The organism is Streptomyces sp. NPDC044003 (genome assembly GCF_056435185.1).
Map to the genome: position 1 here is coordinate 1 of NZ_JBWKFA010000022.1, position 17,552 is coordinate 17,552.

16 protein-coding genes are annotated in these 17,552 nt (G+C 68.0%); 3 read left to right on the forward strand and 13 right to left on the reverse strand.

Translation table 11 applies throughout. From position 1 onward, the window contains the following. Nucleotides 1-95 (forward strand): acyl-CoA dehydrogenase family protein (locus AC07AW_RS40510; RefSeq protein ID WP_132919430.1); only part of this gene is annotated, 95 nt, incomplete at its 5' end. Between the two features lie 56 nt (nucleotides 96-151). Here the strand turns inward: AC07AW_RS40510 and AC07AW_RS40515 are convergent. Next, a complete protein-coding gene (locus AC07AW_RS40515) occupies nucleotides 152-460 on the reverse strand; it encodes a putative quinol monooxygenase (protein WP_478820469.1) in 309 nt (102 codons plus the stop codon). A gap of 55 nt (nucleotides 461-515) precedes the next feature. Continuing rightward, nucleotides 516-1,724, reverse strand: a complete 1,209-nt coding sequence (locus tag AC07AW_RS40520; RefSeq protein ID WP_478820470.1) for an LCP family protein — start codon at nucleotides 1,722-1,724, stop codon at nucleotides 516-518. Between the two features lie 169 nt (nucleotides 1,725-1,893). On the opposite strand from AC07AW_RS40520, the gene AC07AW_RS40525 reads away from it, so the two are divergent. Beyond that, on the forward strand, nucleotides 1,894-2,439 hold the full coding sequence (locus AC07AW_RS40525) for an acyl-CoA thioesterase (protein WP_478820471.1): 546 nt from the start codon (nucleotides 1,894-1,896) through the stop codon (nucleotides 2,437-2,439). A 214-nt stretch (nucleotides 2,440-2,653) separates the two neighbouring features. On the opposite strand, the gene AC07AW_RS40530 is transcribed toward AC07AW_RS40525, so the two are convergent. Further along, complete coding sequence (locus AC07AW_RS40530; protein WP_478820472.1) at nucleotides 2,654-4,117, reverse strand: LCP family protein; 1,464 nt, start codon at nucleotides 4,115-4,117, stop codon at nucleotides 2,654-2,656. A gap of 125 nt (nucleotides 4,118-4,242) precedes the next feature. On the opposite strand from AC07AW_RS40530, the gene AC07AW_RS40535 reads away from it, so the two are divergent. Continuing rightward, nucleotides 4,243-5,280 carry a glycosyltransferase family 2 protein gene (locus AC07AW_RS40535; RefSeq protein WP_478820473.1) on the forward strand — a complete coding sequence of 346 codons (1,038 nt, stop codon included), beginning with the start codon at nucleotides 4,243-4,245 and terminating at the stop codon, nucleotides 5,278-5,280. Nucleotides 5,281-5,534: 254 nt separating this feature from the next. On the opposite strand, the gene AC07AW_RS40540 is transcribed toward AC07AW_RS40535, so the two are convergent. From AC07AW_RS40540 to AC07AW_RS40585, 10 genes are all read right to left on the reverse strand, one after another. Beyond that, complete coding sequence (locus AC07AW_RS40540) at nucleotides 5,535-5,993, reverse strand: hypothetical protein (protein ID WP_478820474.1); 459 nt, start codon at nucleotides 5,991-5,993, stop codon at nucleotides 5,535-5,537. A 108-nt stretch (nucleotides 5,994-6,101) separates the two neighbouring features. Continuing rightward, nucleotides 6,102-7,283 carry an ABC transporter permease gene (locus AC07AW_RS40545; protein WP_478820475.1) on the reverse strand — a complete coding sequence of 394 codons (1,182 nt, stop codon included), beginning with the start codon at nucleotides 7,281-7,283 and terminating at the stop codon, nucleotides 6,102-6,104. Between the two features lie 65 nt (nucleotides 7,284-7,348). Beyond that, nucleotides 7,349-8,008, reverse strand: a complete 660-nt coding sequence (locus AC07AW_RS40550; protein WP_478820476.1) for an ABC transporter ATP-binding protein — start codon at nucleotides 8,006-8,008, stop codon at nucleotides 7,349-7,351. A 92-nt stretch (nucleotides 8,009-8,100) separates the two neighbouring features. Next, entirely contained in the window at nucleotides 8,101-9,786 is a 1,686-nt protein-coding gene (locus AC07AW_RS40555) for a peptidoglycan-binding protein (protein WP_478820477.1), read from the reverse strand. Nucleotides 9,787-9,859: 73 nt separating this feature from the next. Beyond that, on the reverse strand, nucleotides 9,860-10,828 hold the full coding sequence (locus tag AC07AW_RS40560; RefSeq protein ID WP_478820478.1) for a hypothetical protein: 969 nt from the start codon (nucleotides 10,826-10,828) through the stop codon (nucleotides 9,860-9,862). 148 nt (nucleotides 10,829-10,976) lie between these two features. Further along, a complete protein-coding gene (locus tag AC07AW_RS40565; RefSeq protein ID WP_478820479.1) occupies nucleotides 10,977-11,423 on the reverse strand; it encodes a hypothetical protein in 447 nt (148 codons plus the stop codon). Between the two features lie 420 nt (nucleotides 11,424-11,843). Continuing rightward, a complete protein-coding gene (locus AC07AW_RS40570; protein WP_478820480.1) occupies nucleotides 11,844-12,272 on the reverse strand; it encodes a hypothetical protein in 429 nt (142 codons plus the stop codon). 202 nt (nucleotides 12,273-12,474) lie between these two features. Further along, nucleotides 12,475-14,229, reverse strand: a complete 1,755-nt coding sequence (locus tag AC07AW_RS40575) for an LCP family protein (protein ID WP_478820481.1) — start codon at nucleotides 14,227-14,229, stop codon at nucleotides 12,475-12,477. Nucleotides 14,230-14,279: 50 nt separating this feature from the next. After that, nucleotides 14,280-16,025, reverse strand: a complete 1,746-nt coding sequence (locus AC07AW_RS40580) for an LCP family protein (RefSeq protein WP_478820482.1) — start codon at nucleotides 16,023-16,025, stop codon at nucleotides 14,280-14,282. Nucleotides 16,026-16,256: 231 nt separating this feature from the next. Further along, nucleotides 16,257-17,420 carry an LCP family protein gene (locus AC07AW_RS40585; RefSeq protein ID WP_478820483.1) on the reverse strand — a complete coding sequence of 388 codons (1,164 nt, stop codon included), beginning with the start codon at nucleotides 17,418-17,420 and terminating at the stop codon, nucleotides 16,257-16,259. Between the last annotated feature and the right edge of the window lie 132 nt (nucleotides 17,421-17,552).

The window sequence follows — 17,552 nt, forward strand, 5'->3', positions numbered from 1 at the left end:
CCGTCGAGCGCATGATGCGCGACGCCAAGATCACCCAGATCTACGAAGGCACCAACCAGGTCCAGCGCATCGTCATGGCCCGCAACCTCCCGTAAGGCGCACGCGTACGCCCGACGGAAAGAGGCACCCCCGGCCGGGGGTGCCTCTCGCGCTATATGTCCACGGCCAGTTCGTAGCCGCCGGCCCGCATCTCGTCGCACAGGCCCTTGCAGGCGCCGAAGTGCTCCCCGAACTCGGGCTTCTGTTTCCAGGCGCTCAGGGAATCCGGGTCGCTCCAGGACGCGAAGGAGATGAAGTGCCGAGGTTCGCCCGAGTCACGGAGGAGGCGGGCGAACCGGAAGCCGTCGTTGTCCTTCTTCGTCCAGGTCAGGAAGGCCGTCCACCGTTCGATGAACTCGTCTTCCTTTCCCTCGGAGACCCGCCAGTCACCGGAGGCCCAGAACCTGCTGTCCTCTGCCATGGCACACCGCCTCGCCGGGAAGACCCCTCTTCCAGGCTAGGCGGCTACCCGCGGGTCAGCGGTCCGAGGTGACCGTGACCGGCTCGTCGTTCTTGATCTGCTCGACGAGCTGCTTCACCTTCGGCATGTCCCACTTGAGGGAGTTCTGCGGCGCGGAGCCCGCGAGCGGCATGTTCATGGACTTGCCGTCGCCGCCGCTGATGCCCTTCATCGCGAAGAACATCTTCCCGAGGTCGTACAGGGACATGTCCTTGTCCACGATCAGCGTGTCCAGACCGGCGCCGAGCGTCGGGTAGAGCGCGAACGGGTTGAGGATCGTGCCCGGCGTCGCCGCCTGGTTCGCGAGGGCGGAGAGGAACTTCTGCTGGTTCTTCGTCCGCTGGAGGTCCGACTGCGCGAAGGCGTACCGGGTACGGACGAAGGCCAGGGCCTGCTCGCCGTTGAGGGTCTGCGTGCCGGCCTGGAAGTCGGCGCCGGACTTCTTGTCCTTGAAGCCCTTGTCGATGTTCAGCTCGACACCGCCCAGCGCGTCCACGATGTTCGCGAAGCCGGCGAAGCCGATCTCCGCGTAGTGGTCGATGTGCAGGCCGGTGTTGTACTCGACGGTCCGCACGAGCAGCTCGGGGCCGTCCATCGCGTAGGCCGCGTTCAGCTTGGAGCCGCCGCGGGCCGGGTACGACTTGCCCGACTCGGAGCCGACGAAGTTCGGGATCGTCACCCAGGAGTCACGGGGCAGCGAGACCATCGTGTTCCCGCTGGAGCAGGCCGCGAGGATCATCATCGAGTCGGTCCGCTTGCCCTCGGCGGAACCGGTGTGGAGCTTCTTCTTCTCCTCGGCGGACATGCCCTCACGGCTGTCGGAGCCGACGATCAGATACGTCGTGCAGTCGCCCTCCTCCGGCCGCTCGATGACCTTGGAGAGATCGACCTCGTTGCGCATCTTCGAGGAGGCCCAGGCGTACGTGCCGACGCCCCAGCCGACGATCGCCACGACCAGCACGATCGAGCCGACCTTGATGCGCTTCCGCCAGTCCGGCGCGGGACGGCCCGGCCCCGGGGGCGCGTACTGCGGAGGAACGCCGCCCCGGCCACCACCGCCGTGGTTCTGGGGACCGCCGCCGTACACCTCACCGGAGCTGTAACCGGAGTCGTACCCCTGGTTCTGCGCCTGAGTGAAGTTCGGGTCGTAGCCCTGGCCCTGGCCGTAGCCCTGCTGGGAACGCGGCGGCTGCTGCGGAACCTGCGGGCGCTGCACATGGCTCATCCGTCGGGGTCCCTGGGGCTCATCGGGCCAGTCATTCATACGGACCAGTGTGCCGGGCGGCCCTTTCCGGGCGACAGTCCGGGTGGAGGATCGGACCGGTGCTGTTGCCAAGCTGATGCAAAGCGGACCCGCCGGGGACGCGGGGCGGACCCGGCATAAGGTGGAGGACATGACAGACCAGGGCGATACCCCGGGCGGACCTCCGGGCAAGCCGACCTCCGCGTCCCGCACCACCCTCAGCCACATCATGACCAGCCACGACACCAACCTCCTGGGCACGGTGCACGGCGGCGTGATCATGAAGCTGGTCGACGACGCGGCGGGCGCCGTCGCGGGCCGGCACTCGGGCGGACCCGCGGTCACCGCCTCCATGGACGAGATGGCCTTCCTGGAGCCCGTACGGGTCGGGGACCTGCTGCATGTGAAGGCCCAGGTCAACTGGACCGGCCGGTCCTCGATGGAGGTCGGCGTACGGGTCATGGCCGAGCGCTGGAACGAGTCCACGCCCGCCACCCAGGTCGGCTCCGCCTACCTCGTCTTCGCGGCCGTCGACGCGGAGGGCAAGCCCCGCCCCGTCCCCCAGGTCATCCCGGAAACGGAACAGGACAAGCGCCGCAACCAGGAAGCCCAGATCCGCCGCACCCACCGCCTGGCCCGCCGCCAGGCAATCAAGGAACTCCGCGAACGCCGAGCAGCCGAGGGCTACGAGGACTGATGGAGGTGTGGGCAATCGTTCCGCTGGGGCGGAACGGGTGGGCACACCGGAACGGCGCCCCTGCCGGCGCCGGAGGCTTCCGCGCCTGAACCCGCACCCCGTGGCGCGGCACGCTGGTGGTGCGGGTCCACGCGCGGAAGGCGGGGGCGCGGCCAAGCGCGCCGTCCCGTGTGCCCACCCGTCCCGCCCTGCGGGACGATTGCCCACACGCGGGTTACGGGCAGACGACCCGATCCCCGGTCACCGCCTCGAACGGCACCCCCGACGCCTCCGCCCGCACCGCCGCAACCCCCTTGTAGTCACCCCCCACAGTCACCCGCAACGTCCCGCCCCGCCCCGCCACCGCCCGCAGCTCGGCCCCCGGCAAGGCCGTCGCGAGCGACTTCGCCGAGCGGTCCCACCGCGGGTCGTACTCGACGACGGTCCGCGCCCGCTCCTTCCCGGCCCCGGTCATCGGCGTGCGGGTGGTGTCGAAGCCGGTCGCGCGCAGGGCGTCGTCCACCTTGCGGCCGAGCCCGTCGGTCCGGGTCCCGTTGTAGACCTGGACGCGGATCGTCCGCGGCGGGACGTCCACGACGACCGCCTTGGGCGCCTTCCCGGAGGCGTCCGAACGGGGCGCGGCGGCGAGCGGCCGGTCGTCCCGCAGCGACTGGAACAGCTTCTGCGCCTTGGCCGCGTCCCACTTCACGGTCGAGCCGATGCCCTTCACGGGGAAGCTCATGTCGCCGATCGGTACGGACACGAACTCCGACGACGCCGGGGTGAAGCCGTGCATCGCCTTGGCGAGGGCGAGCAGCTGATCCGTACCGAAGTCCTCGTCGGCCCGTACGGAGCCGAGCATCGTCGTCGCGACCTCACGGAACCGCACCGGGTTGAGCAGTACCCCGCCGTCCGTCATCCGCTCGATCAGCGCCGCGAGGAACCGCTGCTGCCGCTGCATGCGGCCGAGGTCGGCGGCCCCGTCGATGTGCCGGGAGCGCACGTACTGCAGGGCCTGCCCGCCGTCCAGTTCGTGGGTGCCGGGGGAGAGGTCGAGTCCGGTGTACGAGTCCTTGAGGGGCCGCTTCGTGCAGATCTGCACCCCGCCGACCGCGTCCACGGTCCGCATGAAGCTGGTGAAGTCGACCTCCAGGTAGTGGTCGATCTTGACGCCGGTCATGGACTCGACGGTCCGCACGGTCAGACCGGGCCCGCCCTCGGCGTAGGCGGCATTCAGCTTGACCGGGTGCGCCCGGTGCTTCCTGCCGCTGTTCATGTCGGTGTGCTCGGGCATCTCCGCGTACGAGTCGCGGGGCAGGCTGACGACGCTCGCCCGCTCCCGGTCCTCGGAGATGTGCACGAGCATGACGGTGTCGGTGCAGTGACAGGGAGCACCGCCGAGCCGGTACTTCGCCTTCTCCTCGGGGGTGATCCGGTCGCGCCCGTCGGTCCCGACGACCAGCACGTTCATCCCGTGCCCGGCCTGCGGCCGGTTCTTCATGTCCTTGAAGGGGTCGACCCGTGTGATCCCGGTGTCCAGGCCGGTGACCACGGCGTGCCCGACCCCGCCGGCCGTGAGGACCGCCACGGAGAGCGCCGTCGCCATCCGCATCCCCCACCGGGGCCGCCTCCGCCTCCGGCGGACCGGTACGCGACGGGCGGCGGGCCGGGGACGGGGCGTGCGGGGCGGTGTGGGCACGGACGGACACCTCCGCGGTGGGACAGGGGGAACCGTGAGCACGGTAGGCCCATACGATCAGCGCAAGGGCGCACCACCTGCTCGGCGCGCACCGCTGTCCCCCATTCGCGGTAACGTGGCGGGCGATGAACGCCACGCCCCCCGTCTCCGTGATCATGCCGGTCCTCAACGAGGAGCGGTATCTGCGCACCTCGGTTCGTCACATCCTGGAGCAGGAGTACGACGGCGAGATGGAGGTGGTGATCGCCCTCGGCCCGTCCACGGACCGTACGGACGAGATCGCCGCCGAGCTTGTCCGCGAAACCGCTTCGGGAACGCGCCGCGTCGTCACGGTGCCGAACCCGACCGGCCGCACCCCCGCCGCGCTCAACGCGGCGATCCAGGCCTCCCGTCACCCGATCGTGGTGCGGGTGGACGGCCACGGCATGCTCTCCCCGAACTACATCGCCACCGCGGTGCGGCTCCTTGAGGAGACCGGCGCGCAGAACGTCGGCGGTGTGATGCACGCCGAGGGCGAGAACGCCTGGGAGGACGCGGTCGCGGCCGCGATGACCTCGAAGATCGGCGTGGGCAACGCCGCCTTCCACACGGGCGGCGAGGCCGGCCCGGCGGAGACGGTCTACCTGGGCGTCTTCCGGCGCGAGGCCCTGGAGCGGCAGGGCGGGTACAACGTGGAGTTCATCCGCGCCCAGGACTGGGAGCTGAACTTCCGCATCCGCGAGGCGGGCGGCCTGATCTGGTTCTCGCCGGAGCTCCGCGTCCAGTACCGACCGCGGCCCTCGGTGAAGGCGCTCGCCAAGCAGTACAAGGACTACGGCCGCTGGCGGCACGTGGTGGCCCGCTACCACCAGGGCTCGATCAACCTGCGCTACCTGGCCCCGCCGACCGCCGTCGTCGCGATCGCCGCGGGCCTGGTCGTGGGCGCCGTCCTCACCCCGCTGGGCTTCGTGATCCCGGCGGGCTACCTGGCGGCGATCACGGCGGGCTCCCTCCCGGCGGGCAAGGGCCTGCCCCTGAAGGCCCGCCTCCAGATCCCGGTGGCCCTCGCGACCATGCACATGTCCTGGGGCTACGGCTTCCTCACCAGCCCCCGCGCCCTCGCGAAGAAGGTCATCGCGAGCCGCCGCCCGGCGGTGCGCGCGGGCGAGACCGAGACGGTCTGACGACCGCTCCGCACACACGACCTCCGTACCGACGCCGACGGCCGAGCCCCGAAAGAGGCCCGGCCGTCGGCGCGTCCAGGAGAGAGCCGATCCGCGTGACGCCGGGTACCCGTCAGGGCAGGAGGGCGCGGCGGACGGCCTCGGCGTAGGTGGCTGAGCCGTCCCGGCACACGACCTCGGTACCTCGACCTCGGCCTACGCACGCAAGGTGATTACCGCCGTGCATCCACCGACACCCCCCGGCTGCCGGTGCCTCAGCCGAAGGAGATGGACGCGTCTTCGTTCTTGAGGTAGCTCGGGAAGTTGTAGCAGGAGAAGTCGGTGTCCCCGACACAGCTGCCACCGGCGCCGGTAGCCGGCGGGATCACGACGTTCGATCCCCAGTAGCCCGAGTGGTACCAGACGGTCGCCCTGGTGCCGCTGTAGTTGAACCCACCTGCGGCGTTGTTCTTGACCGGCTGGCCGGCGCCGGGGACCGGGCTGCCGTCGGCGTACGTCCCCGTGCAGAACGTGTAGCCCGCGAGGTCGTACACGTTGGAGTTGAATCCCTTGCTGGCGCCCCCGTTGTAGGAGTTGTAGTCCAGCTCGAGATACTGCCAAGTGTTCCCGCACGTGGTCGCTGCTTCGGCGGAACCGCCCATGGACAGCGTGCCAAGACCCAGCGCGAGGGAGAACGCGGAGGCGGCGGCGATCTTCTTTACCGAGATGCTCATGACTGCTGAATTCCTTTCAGAGGTGTACTCGAAAATAATGGCATGTGCATGATCAATAGTGCAATCGGATTGGCAGTCAACGATCGTTGCGGAATTCGAGATTCCAATTCACTGTCGCAACGCATCGAGAGGCTCGATACGGGCAGCCCGGAGCGCCGGGTAGAGGCCGGCCAGCAGACCCACCACGGATCCCACAAGCGGAGCGGGAAGTACGGTGACCGGATTGAGGACGGCCGTCCACTCCTGAAGCAGGGCCACTGTCACTACTACGGTCACGCCAATGCCCGTGCCTATGAGCCCGCCAAGTGTTCCCAACGCGGTCGACTCGGTGAGGAATTGCACCGCGATATGGCGAGGGCGGGCGCCCAATGACCGCCGCAGTCCGATTTCCCCCGTACGTTCAAGAATCGCGACCAGGGTGGTGTTGGCGATTCCCACCGCGCCGATCACCAAGCAGATCAGAGCCAGCAGGAGAAAGAGCCCGGACAGTGAGGTGTTCACGGCGTCTCGCAGCGAGTGCGGGTCGGGCGGAGGCACGGCTGTGAGCAGACGTGGGCTGTCGGGACGCAGTGCGATCGGCGCCTGGTGCGCGATGAGGCGGGCGGCACCGAGGCGGGTGTGGATGATCATCTGCGCCGGATGGTCGACGGGCGGACCGAATGCCTTGAGAGCGGTGGACGTCGGAATGATCACGCCCAGCAGCGATTCGGGCATGCGCTGGACGTCCGAGACGATACCCACCACGGCATAGGCGGTGCTGTTGACGAAGACGACGGGCCGGTTGTCGAGCCGGGTGATACCGAGCAGCCGGGCCGCCCCGCTGCCGAGCACGCATACCGGTTCGCCTCGCCGCTGATGGAATTCGTTGTAGAGCGTGCCGGTGCTGAGCGTTGGCTCAAGGGCGTTCAGCGCACCGGGGGAGGCGGCGAAAACCGTCATGCCGTTGTTGCCGCCCTCGCTGGAAGGCAGTGGACGCGTGGCGATGGTCGGGCTGTGCAGCGGCGTTGTCCACCACACGCCGGCCGCCCGGACACCGTTGAGCTGCTCTATCCGTTGATCGGAGTCCTCGGGGAAGTTGACCGTGGGCCTCTGCCCCTCGGGGGGCACCACGTCGTTGACGGTGACAGTGCTGGCCTGCAAGGTGCTGAAAGAGGCGCTGATCTGGCCCGTCGCGGTCGAGGTGAATCCCAACACCGTGACAAAGGCACCGACCCCAAGAATCGTGCCCAGCATGGTCAGCAGGGATCGCCCAGGCCGCTGGACCAGGCCCGCGAGCGATTCGGCGAGCATGTCGCGTACCAGCAGGCGGGATGGTGCGTACCGCTTGGAGTCCGGCGTTCGCCGTAGCCGTGAGATCACCTGTTCGACCGCCGATCCGAGAGGATGCGCCCGTCCCGGATGGTCACGACACGCTTTGCCCGATCGGCCACGGCCGGATCGTGGGTGATCACCACGACGGTGAGGCCGGTGGCGTGCAGTTCTTCCAGAAGCCCCATGACATATGCCGAGGTCTTCGAGTCGAGGTTGCCGGTGGGCTCGTCGCACAGGATCAGGTCCGGTCGGTTGACCAACGCGCGGGCGATGGCGACACGCTGGCGTTCGCCACCGGACATGGTCGGCGGCAATGCATCAAGGCGGTGTCCGAGTCCGACTGTGCGCAGCGCCTCCACGGCACGGGCCGGGCGGGCCTTGCGGTCGGTGGTCACGTAGAGCTGGGCGAGTGCGACGTTTTCGGTGGCGGTGCGATGGGGCAGCAGATGGAACGACTGGAACACGAAACCGATCTTGCGGCCGCGTACCGTGGTCCGTTCCGCTTCTTTCATGGTGGAGACATCGATGCCGGCCAATTCGTAGCTGCCGGCCGTCGGGCGATCCAGCATGCCGATCAGGTTGAGCAGCGTCGACTTGCCTGACCCTGAGGGACCGACTACCGCGACGAATTCCCCGCGTTCGATCTCCAGGTCGGTCGGGTGCAACGCGTGGACCAGGACCGTCCCGGGATAGGTCTTGGCCATGCCACGGAGACGTATGGTGGGTGCCTCGGTCGGCGGAGGCACTGTCGCCCCGACTTCGTCGGCTGCGTGTCTGCGGCTTCTGGTGAGCAGCTTCACTGCCCGATCACCACCCGGTCACCCGAGCGCAGCGCTGCGGGATCGCTCGGAGCGACCTGCACCAGTCCGTTGGCCGATACGCCTGTGGTGACGGGAACTTCGTGTTGGGTGCCGTCTGTTCGCACGACCGTGACGATGGTCCGAGTGTCGGCACCGGAGGTGATCGCGGCCTCAGGCACGGTCAGTACCGCCCGGTCCGTGGCAGCCGCTGTAATGGTGATGCGTACGTTCTGACCGTCGAAGCGGGTATTCCAGGTGCCGCTCGGAAGTACCTCCAGCGGGAGGAACGGAACACCGCCGTTGATGAGAGGGCCGCTGGGCTGCCCGTTCTGGCCGCCTGCGTCGGCAGCGCCCTTCGCCGCCGCCCCGTTGGCCTTGTCGCCCGGAGTCACCAGCGAACCGACGGACCGTACCTGTCCTTCGGAGGACAGACCAAGGCTCTCGGAGGTGATCTCGACCTTCATGCCGGACTTGACCAGAGGACCCCGCATGGGGTCCAGATAACCGGTCAGACGCAGATCACCGGTGGCCAGCGAGACGACCGGACCGGCGACCTTGTCGCCGATCTTGGCAGGCAGCGCGGTCACCCGTGCCGGCAGGGTGGGAACGAAGGCCATCTCCGAAGCGGGGACGAATGCTCCGTCCTGGGCCTCAGCCAGGGCCAGGGCCTGCTGTGCCTGTACGGCCTGCTGCTTGGCCCGGGCCAGCTGCTGCTGCGGTGTCCCTCCGCCGGCTGCTGCGCCTCCGCTCTTCCCGTCTCCGGTGGTGATGGATGCCGATGACCCTACCTTCGGTGCGGACTCACCGGTCGACTTCCCGGAGGTCTCGTCCTGGAGCCGGCGGACCTGCTGCTGAGCCTCGTCCATGGCGGTCCTGGCCTGCTGAACCGCTTGCTGAGTCTCTTTACCGGTGATGGGTGCCGGATATCCCATCCGTTGGTACAGCCGGGTCACGGCGGTCTTGGTGGCGGCACCGAAATATCCGGTGGAGTCGCCGCCCTGGTACAGACCGAGCCCGCGGAGCGCAGTCTGCAACTCGGCTATGTCCCGGCCGGACTCACCCGGAAGCATGTCCCGGTATCCGGGAGTCGCACCTGGCAGTACATACACCGGCCGGTCGGACACTTCGACAAGGGGCTGGGCGGCCCTTGCCTTGTCGCCCAGATGGACAAGGGTCCTGGTCAGGATGACGGTCGAACCCGCTGGATTGATGCCTCCGAAATGTGAGGCCGTCGCGGCGACGGAGGACGGCGTCACCGAGAAAGGCTCACCACTGGAGAAGTCACCCCGCAGGACCACGGTGTTGGCCAGCTTCTGGTACACCACTGGCGCGGTCAGAACGCTGGCCTGTGGTGCGCGAGCATCTGCCGCCACCTGGGCCGGGGACTTCACGAGCATCGATCCGGCCAGACCTCCGGTGGACAACAGCGCCGCCGCCACGGCCACACCGATGACCAGGCGCCGGCGTCGCGCCAGCCGCGAGCGGGTCGGGACGGGCGTTGCCGTGTGCTCCACCGCCGGGGAGCTCTCCGTCGCTTCGTCCGGCATCTCAGCGAACGGCTGCTCGCTGTCGGGGGAGTCGGCAACCGGTACTTCGAGTTCAGGCAGAGGTCTCGGGGCCTCCCACTGGCTTTCCGCGTCCCTCTGCTCGCGACCAGCTGATGTCTTCATCAGATCACCCATCAATTCCGCGCCTTGCCGATCGGATTGGTGTCCCACCGCATCGCAGCGGGACAGGCGGTCGTCAGCGTTGCCCTCAGGAGGAGGCAGGCGTGGCGCCGGAGACGATCGCGGCGACCCGCTTCGCCTGCGCACGCAGGTCTGCCTGCGCCTGCTTGAGTTCCTCGGCATGCTGATCGATCTGGGTGTTCTGGTAGGCGGTCTCGACTGCCGACCACACACCGACAAGGTTGGCGCTCTTGGCGCAATTCCAGTCCGCCAGCGCGACCGTGATCTCCTGGGAGGTGGCTGCCGGTGCATTCCACCTGCTGTCGCCGCCCGCGTCGAACGTGGTCTTGTAGTTGCTGTAGCCCTGGGAGCTCATGCACTTCACCCAGGCTGCCTGCGCCGCGATGACCCGGGGATCCTGCCGGGACAGCTCGAATGAGTGCGCCCGGATCTCCTCAGCCACCGGTGAGTGTCCGACGCGCGCGTCGTCCGAACCTGAAATGGCCCGGCCCGCCTCGCCCGCACAGCCTCCCTCGGGCACCGCGATCCCGTTGTAATCCTTGACGGGGCCGCGGGGCGTCGACCCGGTGAGGACCTTCATCTGTTCCTCTGTGGGCGGGACGCCGGATCTGTTCGTCACTGCGCGAGGGTCGTTCTTCGGCATGTGGAAGCCGAACCTCTGGGCAACTTCCAAAGACTCGGGAACGCCGTATCGCCGCGTGTTCTTACCGAACCCCGGCGATATCGGTTCCGGCAGCTTGAGGCTGAAACCGAACCGGCTCGCACATCGTGTTTCGAGCACGGACATCGCTTTGGCGGTCTGCTCCAGATCGGATCCCTTTGCCATGAACTCATCAATGGGCAACGAAAGTTCAGCGGTGTCCGACCGCGGCTCGATCTTCTTGACGCCCGGTATCTGCGAGACCGTCGGCTGCGGTGCTCGATGCGAGCTGTCCGCCGCTCCGTCCTTCCCCCCGCTTGAGCACGCAGTCGCACCACCGAACACCGCGAGGGTCAGTGTTGCGCTTGCGATGACACGTATTTTGATGAGCTGCATCGTAAACCTCAGGCAGGGAAGTGCATTTGTCTGGCCGGGCGCAGCCCGGCCAGACAAATGCGGAAACGGATGATCAGGTGGCACCGCGTTCAGGCGGATGGGCTACGGAGCACGCATCTGCCTGTAACGGCGGCCAGTGGAGCAACTGTCAGCCGACGCCGATGCCGACCTGGGTCGAGGCGTTCTCGTTCCAGGTGTAGTAGAGCGGGCCGCCCTGGCCGTCATACGCGAAGTCGTAGTTGCCCTGGTAGCCGCTGTTGAACCAGACGGTTCCACCGGAGCCTTCCCAGTACTCCGACTCCATCGCCGTGGCGTTGTTCTTCACGCGCTGGCCGGAGCCGGTGCCGGTGCCGGCCAGAAAGTACTTGCCGGCGAGGTCGTAGGTGCTACCGTCCTGACCCCAGATGGCGCCGCTTCCGTCGTGCACGAAGAAGAGGCACAGCGGCTGCCAGTTGCCCCCTCCCAGAACGGAGGCCCCGCAGCGTCCGGTGCTGTTCCCGTATGAGCGGTGACCTGCCGCGTTGGACGGCGCGGCTGTGCTCAGGAGTGTGACCGCGACGAGACCCGCCACGGTCAGTTTGGACCAGATGCGCAACGTCTTACCCTTGCTTCTCTGTCTCTTGCTGTAGGCGCAAAAGAACTGATGGATAGTCAAGAATCTGCCCAGGGGGCCCCGTTGCGCAGAAGCAGCTCATTATGTGATCACTCGTTCGGGTGGGGCAAGGAGATTTCGTGCAGTCGCCGTGTGCCCAACTTCACTGCTCTGCAGCTCAGATCGGGTGAGCCGGGCTCCAGGACGCACGTCCTGTCGGACGCGAACGAACTGCCCCTCGTTGTCGGCGTCTCGGCCGCTGCAGTGGCGCGGTGAGTCCGGTTCGGCCCGTCACGAACGCAACGAACTCCGGTTGGACGGGATGACCTTCCCAAGTCACCCTGAACCTCCGGAGTTTCGACGTGCGCGCGCGTCATGGGGCCAGGTTCATGTCAACATCGTTTGAAATCTGGCCAGTTGGTGTCAGCAGACGCTGGAGGTCGAGCCGCCCGTCGAGTTCAGGTAGCCCGTGGCGTGCGTGCAGTAGGCCGCGGTGTTGGCCGCCGGGCCCCAGAGCTCGGACCGCGTCGTGTTGGACAGCGACGCGTCGCCGTAGTCCGTGCCGGAGTCGGACTCGTTGACGACGTGGACGTAGAGGTCCCAGTTCGTGTGCGTGTTGCGGAACTGCTGCCACACGTAGATGTAGGCGTAGTTGTACCCGCACCCGTAGTACTGCTTGACCGACGCGGCGTCCACTCCGCCGATCTGGAGCACCCGGGTGCTGCCGATCTGGGACACGCTGGCACACCCGGAGGGCGTGCTCGCGGCGGCGGAGGGGGCGTTGACGAGGGAGAGTCCCGCTATCGCGGCGAGCGCACCGAGGGTGGACGCTGCCTTCTTGCCGAAGTTCATGGGTCATTGCTCCAAGTGAAGGGGGGGCTGTAAAGCCCGTTGAAGCTATCCACCATGATCGTTTTTGGCAATCGGCCGGAGCTGGTGAGCCGCGTCACATTCCCGCTGCTGAATTCCCTCGCAATGAGGTCGAGTTGGCGTAAACGCCCGACGGCCGGACCCCCCTCGTGGGGATCCGGCCGTCCATATCACCGAAGTGGGTTCAGCTCTTCCCGTCCCAGTAGTACGCGGAGTAGACCGGCATGCACTCCTTCTTGTCGCCCTGTATCACGTCGGAGCCGTCCGGAAGGTCGCCCGCCTTCGGCTTCTCGTGCTTGTAGACGGAGCCCTCACGCCAGTCGGCACCGACAGTCAGGGTGATGCCCTCGACCTTGGCGTCGGCGCGGACCGCGGAGTCGGGCAGCCCGAGCGCCTTGGCCACGGACAGGGCGTTCGCCTTGCCCTGGTCGGCGTCGGCCTTGGGATAGGTGACCACCGTGTCCGCGCGGTTTCCGCCCTCCTGGGAGGACTTGGCCTCGGTGAAGCCCTTGCCTCGGAGGAGCTCGGTGATCGTGCGGGCGCGGCCCTCGGCGGCGGGCTCGGTGTCGCTGCCCGTGCCGTTGACGACCGTCACGACGAGCGAGCCGGGCGCCTCGGCGGTGGCCTTGGGCTTGGCCGAGGCGGTCGGCTTCGGCTTCGCGTCGGCCGGGTCGCCGTTCTTGTCGAAGGCGATGTCGTCGCGGAGCATCGCGAACATCTTGTCGGCCGACTTCTTGATCAGGACGTTCTTGTTCTCGTCCTGCGACCACTGGGCCGTCGGGACGTTGGCCGTGGTGAGGCGGTTCAGCTTCACGTTCTTGAGCTGCATGGCCAGGTCGAACAGCTTCTTCACGGTGTCGAGGTCGTCGGAGACCTGAAGGGCCTTCGTGGCGGTCTCGGCGAGGCCCATGAGACGGCCGGTGTCGGTCCAGGCGTTCTGGTTCTGGAGCTTCTCCATCATGCCGTTCAGGTACATGTGCTGGGCCTTGGCACGCCCCTGGTCGTTGTAGAAGGGGTGCCGGGTGCGCAGCCACTGGAGGGCCTGCTTGCCCTGGATCTCGGTCGTGCCCGCGCGCAGCTTCAGTCCGGAGCCGCCCTTCACGCGCGCGGTCGGGTGGTCCCACACGCCGGTCTTGACGCACACCGGGACACCGCCGACCTCGTCGGCGATCGACACGACTCCTGCGAAGTCGACCATCATCCAGTGGTCGATGTAGACCTTGGTGAGGTCCTCCCAGGTGGTGAGGGTGCAGCCGGGACCGCCGCGGCTCAGCGTCTCGTTGATGGGCTGGTTGTCGGTCGCGGGGTAGCGGGTGCCGTCCTTGCCCTTGCATTCCGGGATGTGGACGATGGTGTCACGCGGAATGGACACCAGGGAGGCGTTCTTGCGGTCCGCGGAGACGTGCAGCAGCATCTGCACATCGGCGAGCGGCGGGTTGTTCCGGAGGTCCTTTCCGCCGCCCAGGGCCACGTTCTTCGCGTCGGCCCGGCTGTCGGAGCCGATCAGCAGGATGTTCAGCGGGGTGTCGCCGAGCGCGTTCGGCGCGGACTTCTTCACGCCGCTGTCGCCGCCCGCACGGTCACCGCTGCGGATGTTGCCGTTGAGGTGCTCGTAGTACAGGTATCCGGCGCCGGCCGTCCCGAGTATCAGCAGCGACAGCGTGATCGCCGTCCAGCGGAGCACCTTGCGCTTGCCGGTCTTCTTGGCGCGGCGGCGCGAGGCTGCGCGTCCGCCCGCGGCCGTACCGCTGCCGTGTCCGCCGCGTCGGCGTGAGGCGCGGGTCGACACGGGGGTGTCGGCCTCCGCCTCCCCCTCGGGGGCATCGCCGCCCGCGCCGGTTGCCTCTCCGGCGCCGTGCAGATCATCGTCCCAGCCCAGTTCACGGGCGCGCGGAACGCGTCCCCGCGTTCCCTCCCCACGCACGCTGCTCTGTCCCACCCCAAGTCCCCTCGTCGGTCAGCAGTGTGCCAAGTTCCGGTGTTTCCGGGCTACTTGGCGCACACCTGCTTGTCTGCTTCTACCTGACCCACGTCCGGCGCCTTCGTCGGAGCGGTCATGGAAACCCCTGCGCCCTTGAAATCGGCGCCGAGTACGAGCGTCATGGGCTCGCGCGCGGCGGCGTCCTCCGTGCCTTGCTTGAGCGCCGAGGCCGGCAGGCCCATCATGTCCGCGAGCTTGCGGGCCTGATCGGCCTGGTTAGGTGCATAGGTGAGCGTGGTCTTCGCCGCCTTCTCGGGGGCGTTGCTCTTGTTGGTGGACCGCGTCACACCCTCGTCGTTCTGCAGCCAGTTGATGGTCGACTGGGCCGCACCCTGGATCCCGCTGCCGTTGTAGACGTCGACGCGTACGTCGACGGCCTCGGCGCGCGGGCCCTGGAGCAGCTTCGCCTGGGCCTTCGCCTGGGCGTTCTTGGCGTCCTGCTGCTTCCGCTTCACCTCGGTGAAGGAGACGTCGTTCTGGATCATCGAGAACACCTGCGGAGCCTTGACCTGGTCGAGGACGACCGTCGCCCGCTTGTTCGGCGGCTCATCGGGGTTGTCGACGACCGGAACGGTCATGAAGCTGATGTTCTTGAGATCGACCTTCCCGATCTCCTTGGCCAGGCTGGTCAGCTTCAGGGCACTTCCTATCCCCTTGTCCACGGTCAGCGCCTCGGTCGCCGCGTTCGCGACGTCGAGCAGCTGCGTCGGGCTGTCCAGGGTGTCTTCCTTCAGCTGCCGCATCATGGACGCGACGAACTGCTGCTGCATCTTGATCCGGTCCAGGTCGCTCTCGTTGCCGAGACCGTGACGGTTGCGGAGGAACGCGAGTGCGGTCTCGCCCTGGATGCGGTTCTCGCCCGCCGGCAGGTCGAGCTTGGAGTAGCCCGGGTCCTTGATGGGCTTGGTCAGGCAGACTTTCACGCCGCCGACGGCCGTCGACAGTGTCTTGACGGCGTTGAAGTCGACCATCATGAAGTGGTTGATCCCCACGCCGGTCATCTCCTTGACCGTGCGCATCACGCAGCCGGGGTCGCGGCCGCTCACGCCGAACGACTCGTTGAACCGGGTCTTTCCGACCGGGCCGGGGATCACCTTCGTCGAACCGTCGGGCTGCTTCGTCGGGCAGTCCGGGATCTCGGTCTTGAGGTCCCGGGGGATGCTCAGGACCGTCGCGTTGGTGCGGTCGTCGGAGACGTGCATGAGCAACGTCGTGTCGGCGTGGCCGGTGACGTTGTCCCTGTCCCCGTAGCTCTTGTTGCCCGCGCCGGTGCGGACGTCGTTGCCGATGATCAGGATGTTGAGCGGCCCCTCCATCCCCGGGGTGTCGACCGCGGCATCACCGACGTCGACCGTGCCGATGTTGCCGTCGAGCTTGCTGTAGATCGCGTACGCACCGGCAGCGCCGCCCACGAGGACGAACGCCATCGTGCCGCCGGTCCACAGCAGGACCTTCTTCTTGCGGCTCGCGCCCTGCTTGCGTTTGCGGCGGCTCTGCGCCGGGATCTGGCCGCCGCCGGACTCCTCGGGGGCCCTGCGGCGGCGCTGGCCGGGTACGGGCGCCTCGGGCGGCGTGGCGGCGGGCGCCGGCGTGGGTGCGGCGGAGGCGGATCTGCGGGGGCGGGACGGGGACTGCGGCCGCGACTGCCCAGCGGAGCGGTCCAGTCGCAGTTCGTAGTTGCCCGTCTGCGGGTTGAGAACCCACTGGTCGGCGGGGTCGATCTCGTCCGCCCGTCCACGGCTGTGCGCGTCCACGGTTACTCGAGTCCTCCGTCGGTGCCACGCGAGGCGCCTCCCCCACAGGGCGCCGCTCTCTCGGTCGTTCGATCCTTGGTGAGTGCGACCACGCGGTCGGGGTGCACCGGATCGCGTCACACTATCCGCCCAGTTCAGCGTGGGGCGACGTCCGTGACAAATTCCACGCCCCTTACAACCGGGCAATTTGCCCAAACCTCATCGCTGACCGCGCTCCCCTTGGGGCGCGCTTTACTCACACACCCCTTCCGCAGCGTTCCGTCCCGTGAAAGTCGGTGTCGCGGAGGGCACCGGGGAGTCCGCGTCGTCCGGCTTCCCGTCCCTCTTCTCGTTGTCGGGTGTCACCAGTACGGGCTTGTCCTCGCGCAGCTGCTTGAACAGGTCGCTCGCCGCGGGTTGTACGAGTTCGTCCCGGTTCGCGTCGTACCGGTAGGAACGGCGCGGGACGGTGAGGAACTGCACCTTCTCGGTCGGGATGGATCGCATGTCCCGCGCGAGGTCGTACAGGTCCCGCAGCGAGTCGAGCCCCGGGTCCGTGGTGATCGCCTTCGTGGCCGCGTCCAGGACCGGGTAGAGCTTGGTCGGGTTGAGCAGCACCCCGTCGCTCTGCACCTTGTTGACGAGAGCGCCGAGGAACAGCTGCTGGCGGTCCATGCGTTCCGTGTCGCTGCCGTTGCCGATCGACTTGCGGGCCCGTACGAAGCCGAGCGCCTGCTCCCCGTGGAGCGTCTGGCGCCCCGCGGGCAGCTTCAGCTTCGCGTCCGGGTCGTTCACGGGCTCCTTGAGGCAGACCTCCACCCCGTCGACGGCGTCCACCATCTTCTTGAAGCCCCGGAAGTCGATCACCATGTGGTGGTCGATCCGGATCGCGGTCAGCTTCTCGACGGTACGGATCGTGCACGCCGTACCGCCGAACTCGAAGGCCCAGTTGAACTGCGCGAACTGCTCCCGGGTGCGGGTCCCGTCCGGCTTGCGGCAGCTCGGGATCGTCACCATCAGGTCCCGGGGGAGCGAGACGGCGGTCGCGCTCGACTTCCCCGCCGCGAGGTGCAGCAGGATCGTCGTGTCGGAGCGCTGGGTGCCCCGGTCCTTGCCGTACTTGCGGTTGCCCTCGCCGGCCCGGGTGTCCGAGCCGATGAGCAGGATGTTCCGGGCGGCCGAGGTGCCCGCCGGCGGGCGCTCCTTCTCGTACTTCTCCAGCTCGGCGGCGGCGGTGGTGTCCGTGGTGATGTTGTCGTCGAGCTTCCGGTAGAACCACCAGCCGACCCCGGCGGCGGCCAGCACGACGACCGCGCAACCGAGGGCGGTCCAGCGCAGCCAGTGGCGCCGGCGCGGCTCCTCGTCCCCCGGGGCCGGGGGGTCCGGGTCGGCGGGCGTGCCTGCACGGTCCGTCACGTCAGGGTCCGTCCTTCGAGGCGTCGGCGGCGCGCAGGGCATCCACCGGTCACTGAAGGAGACGGCCGAACCCGACGCATGGTTGTGCGGAAGGAGTCGACTCCCCCTGGCCGATCATGTACCGGAGTGGGC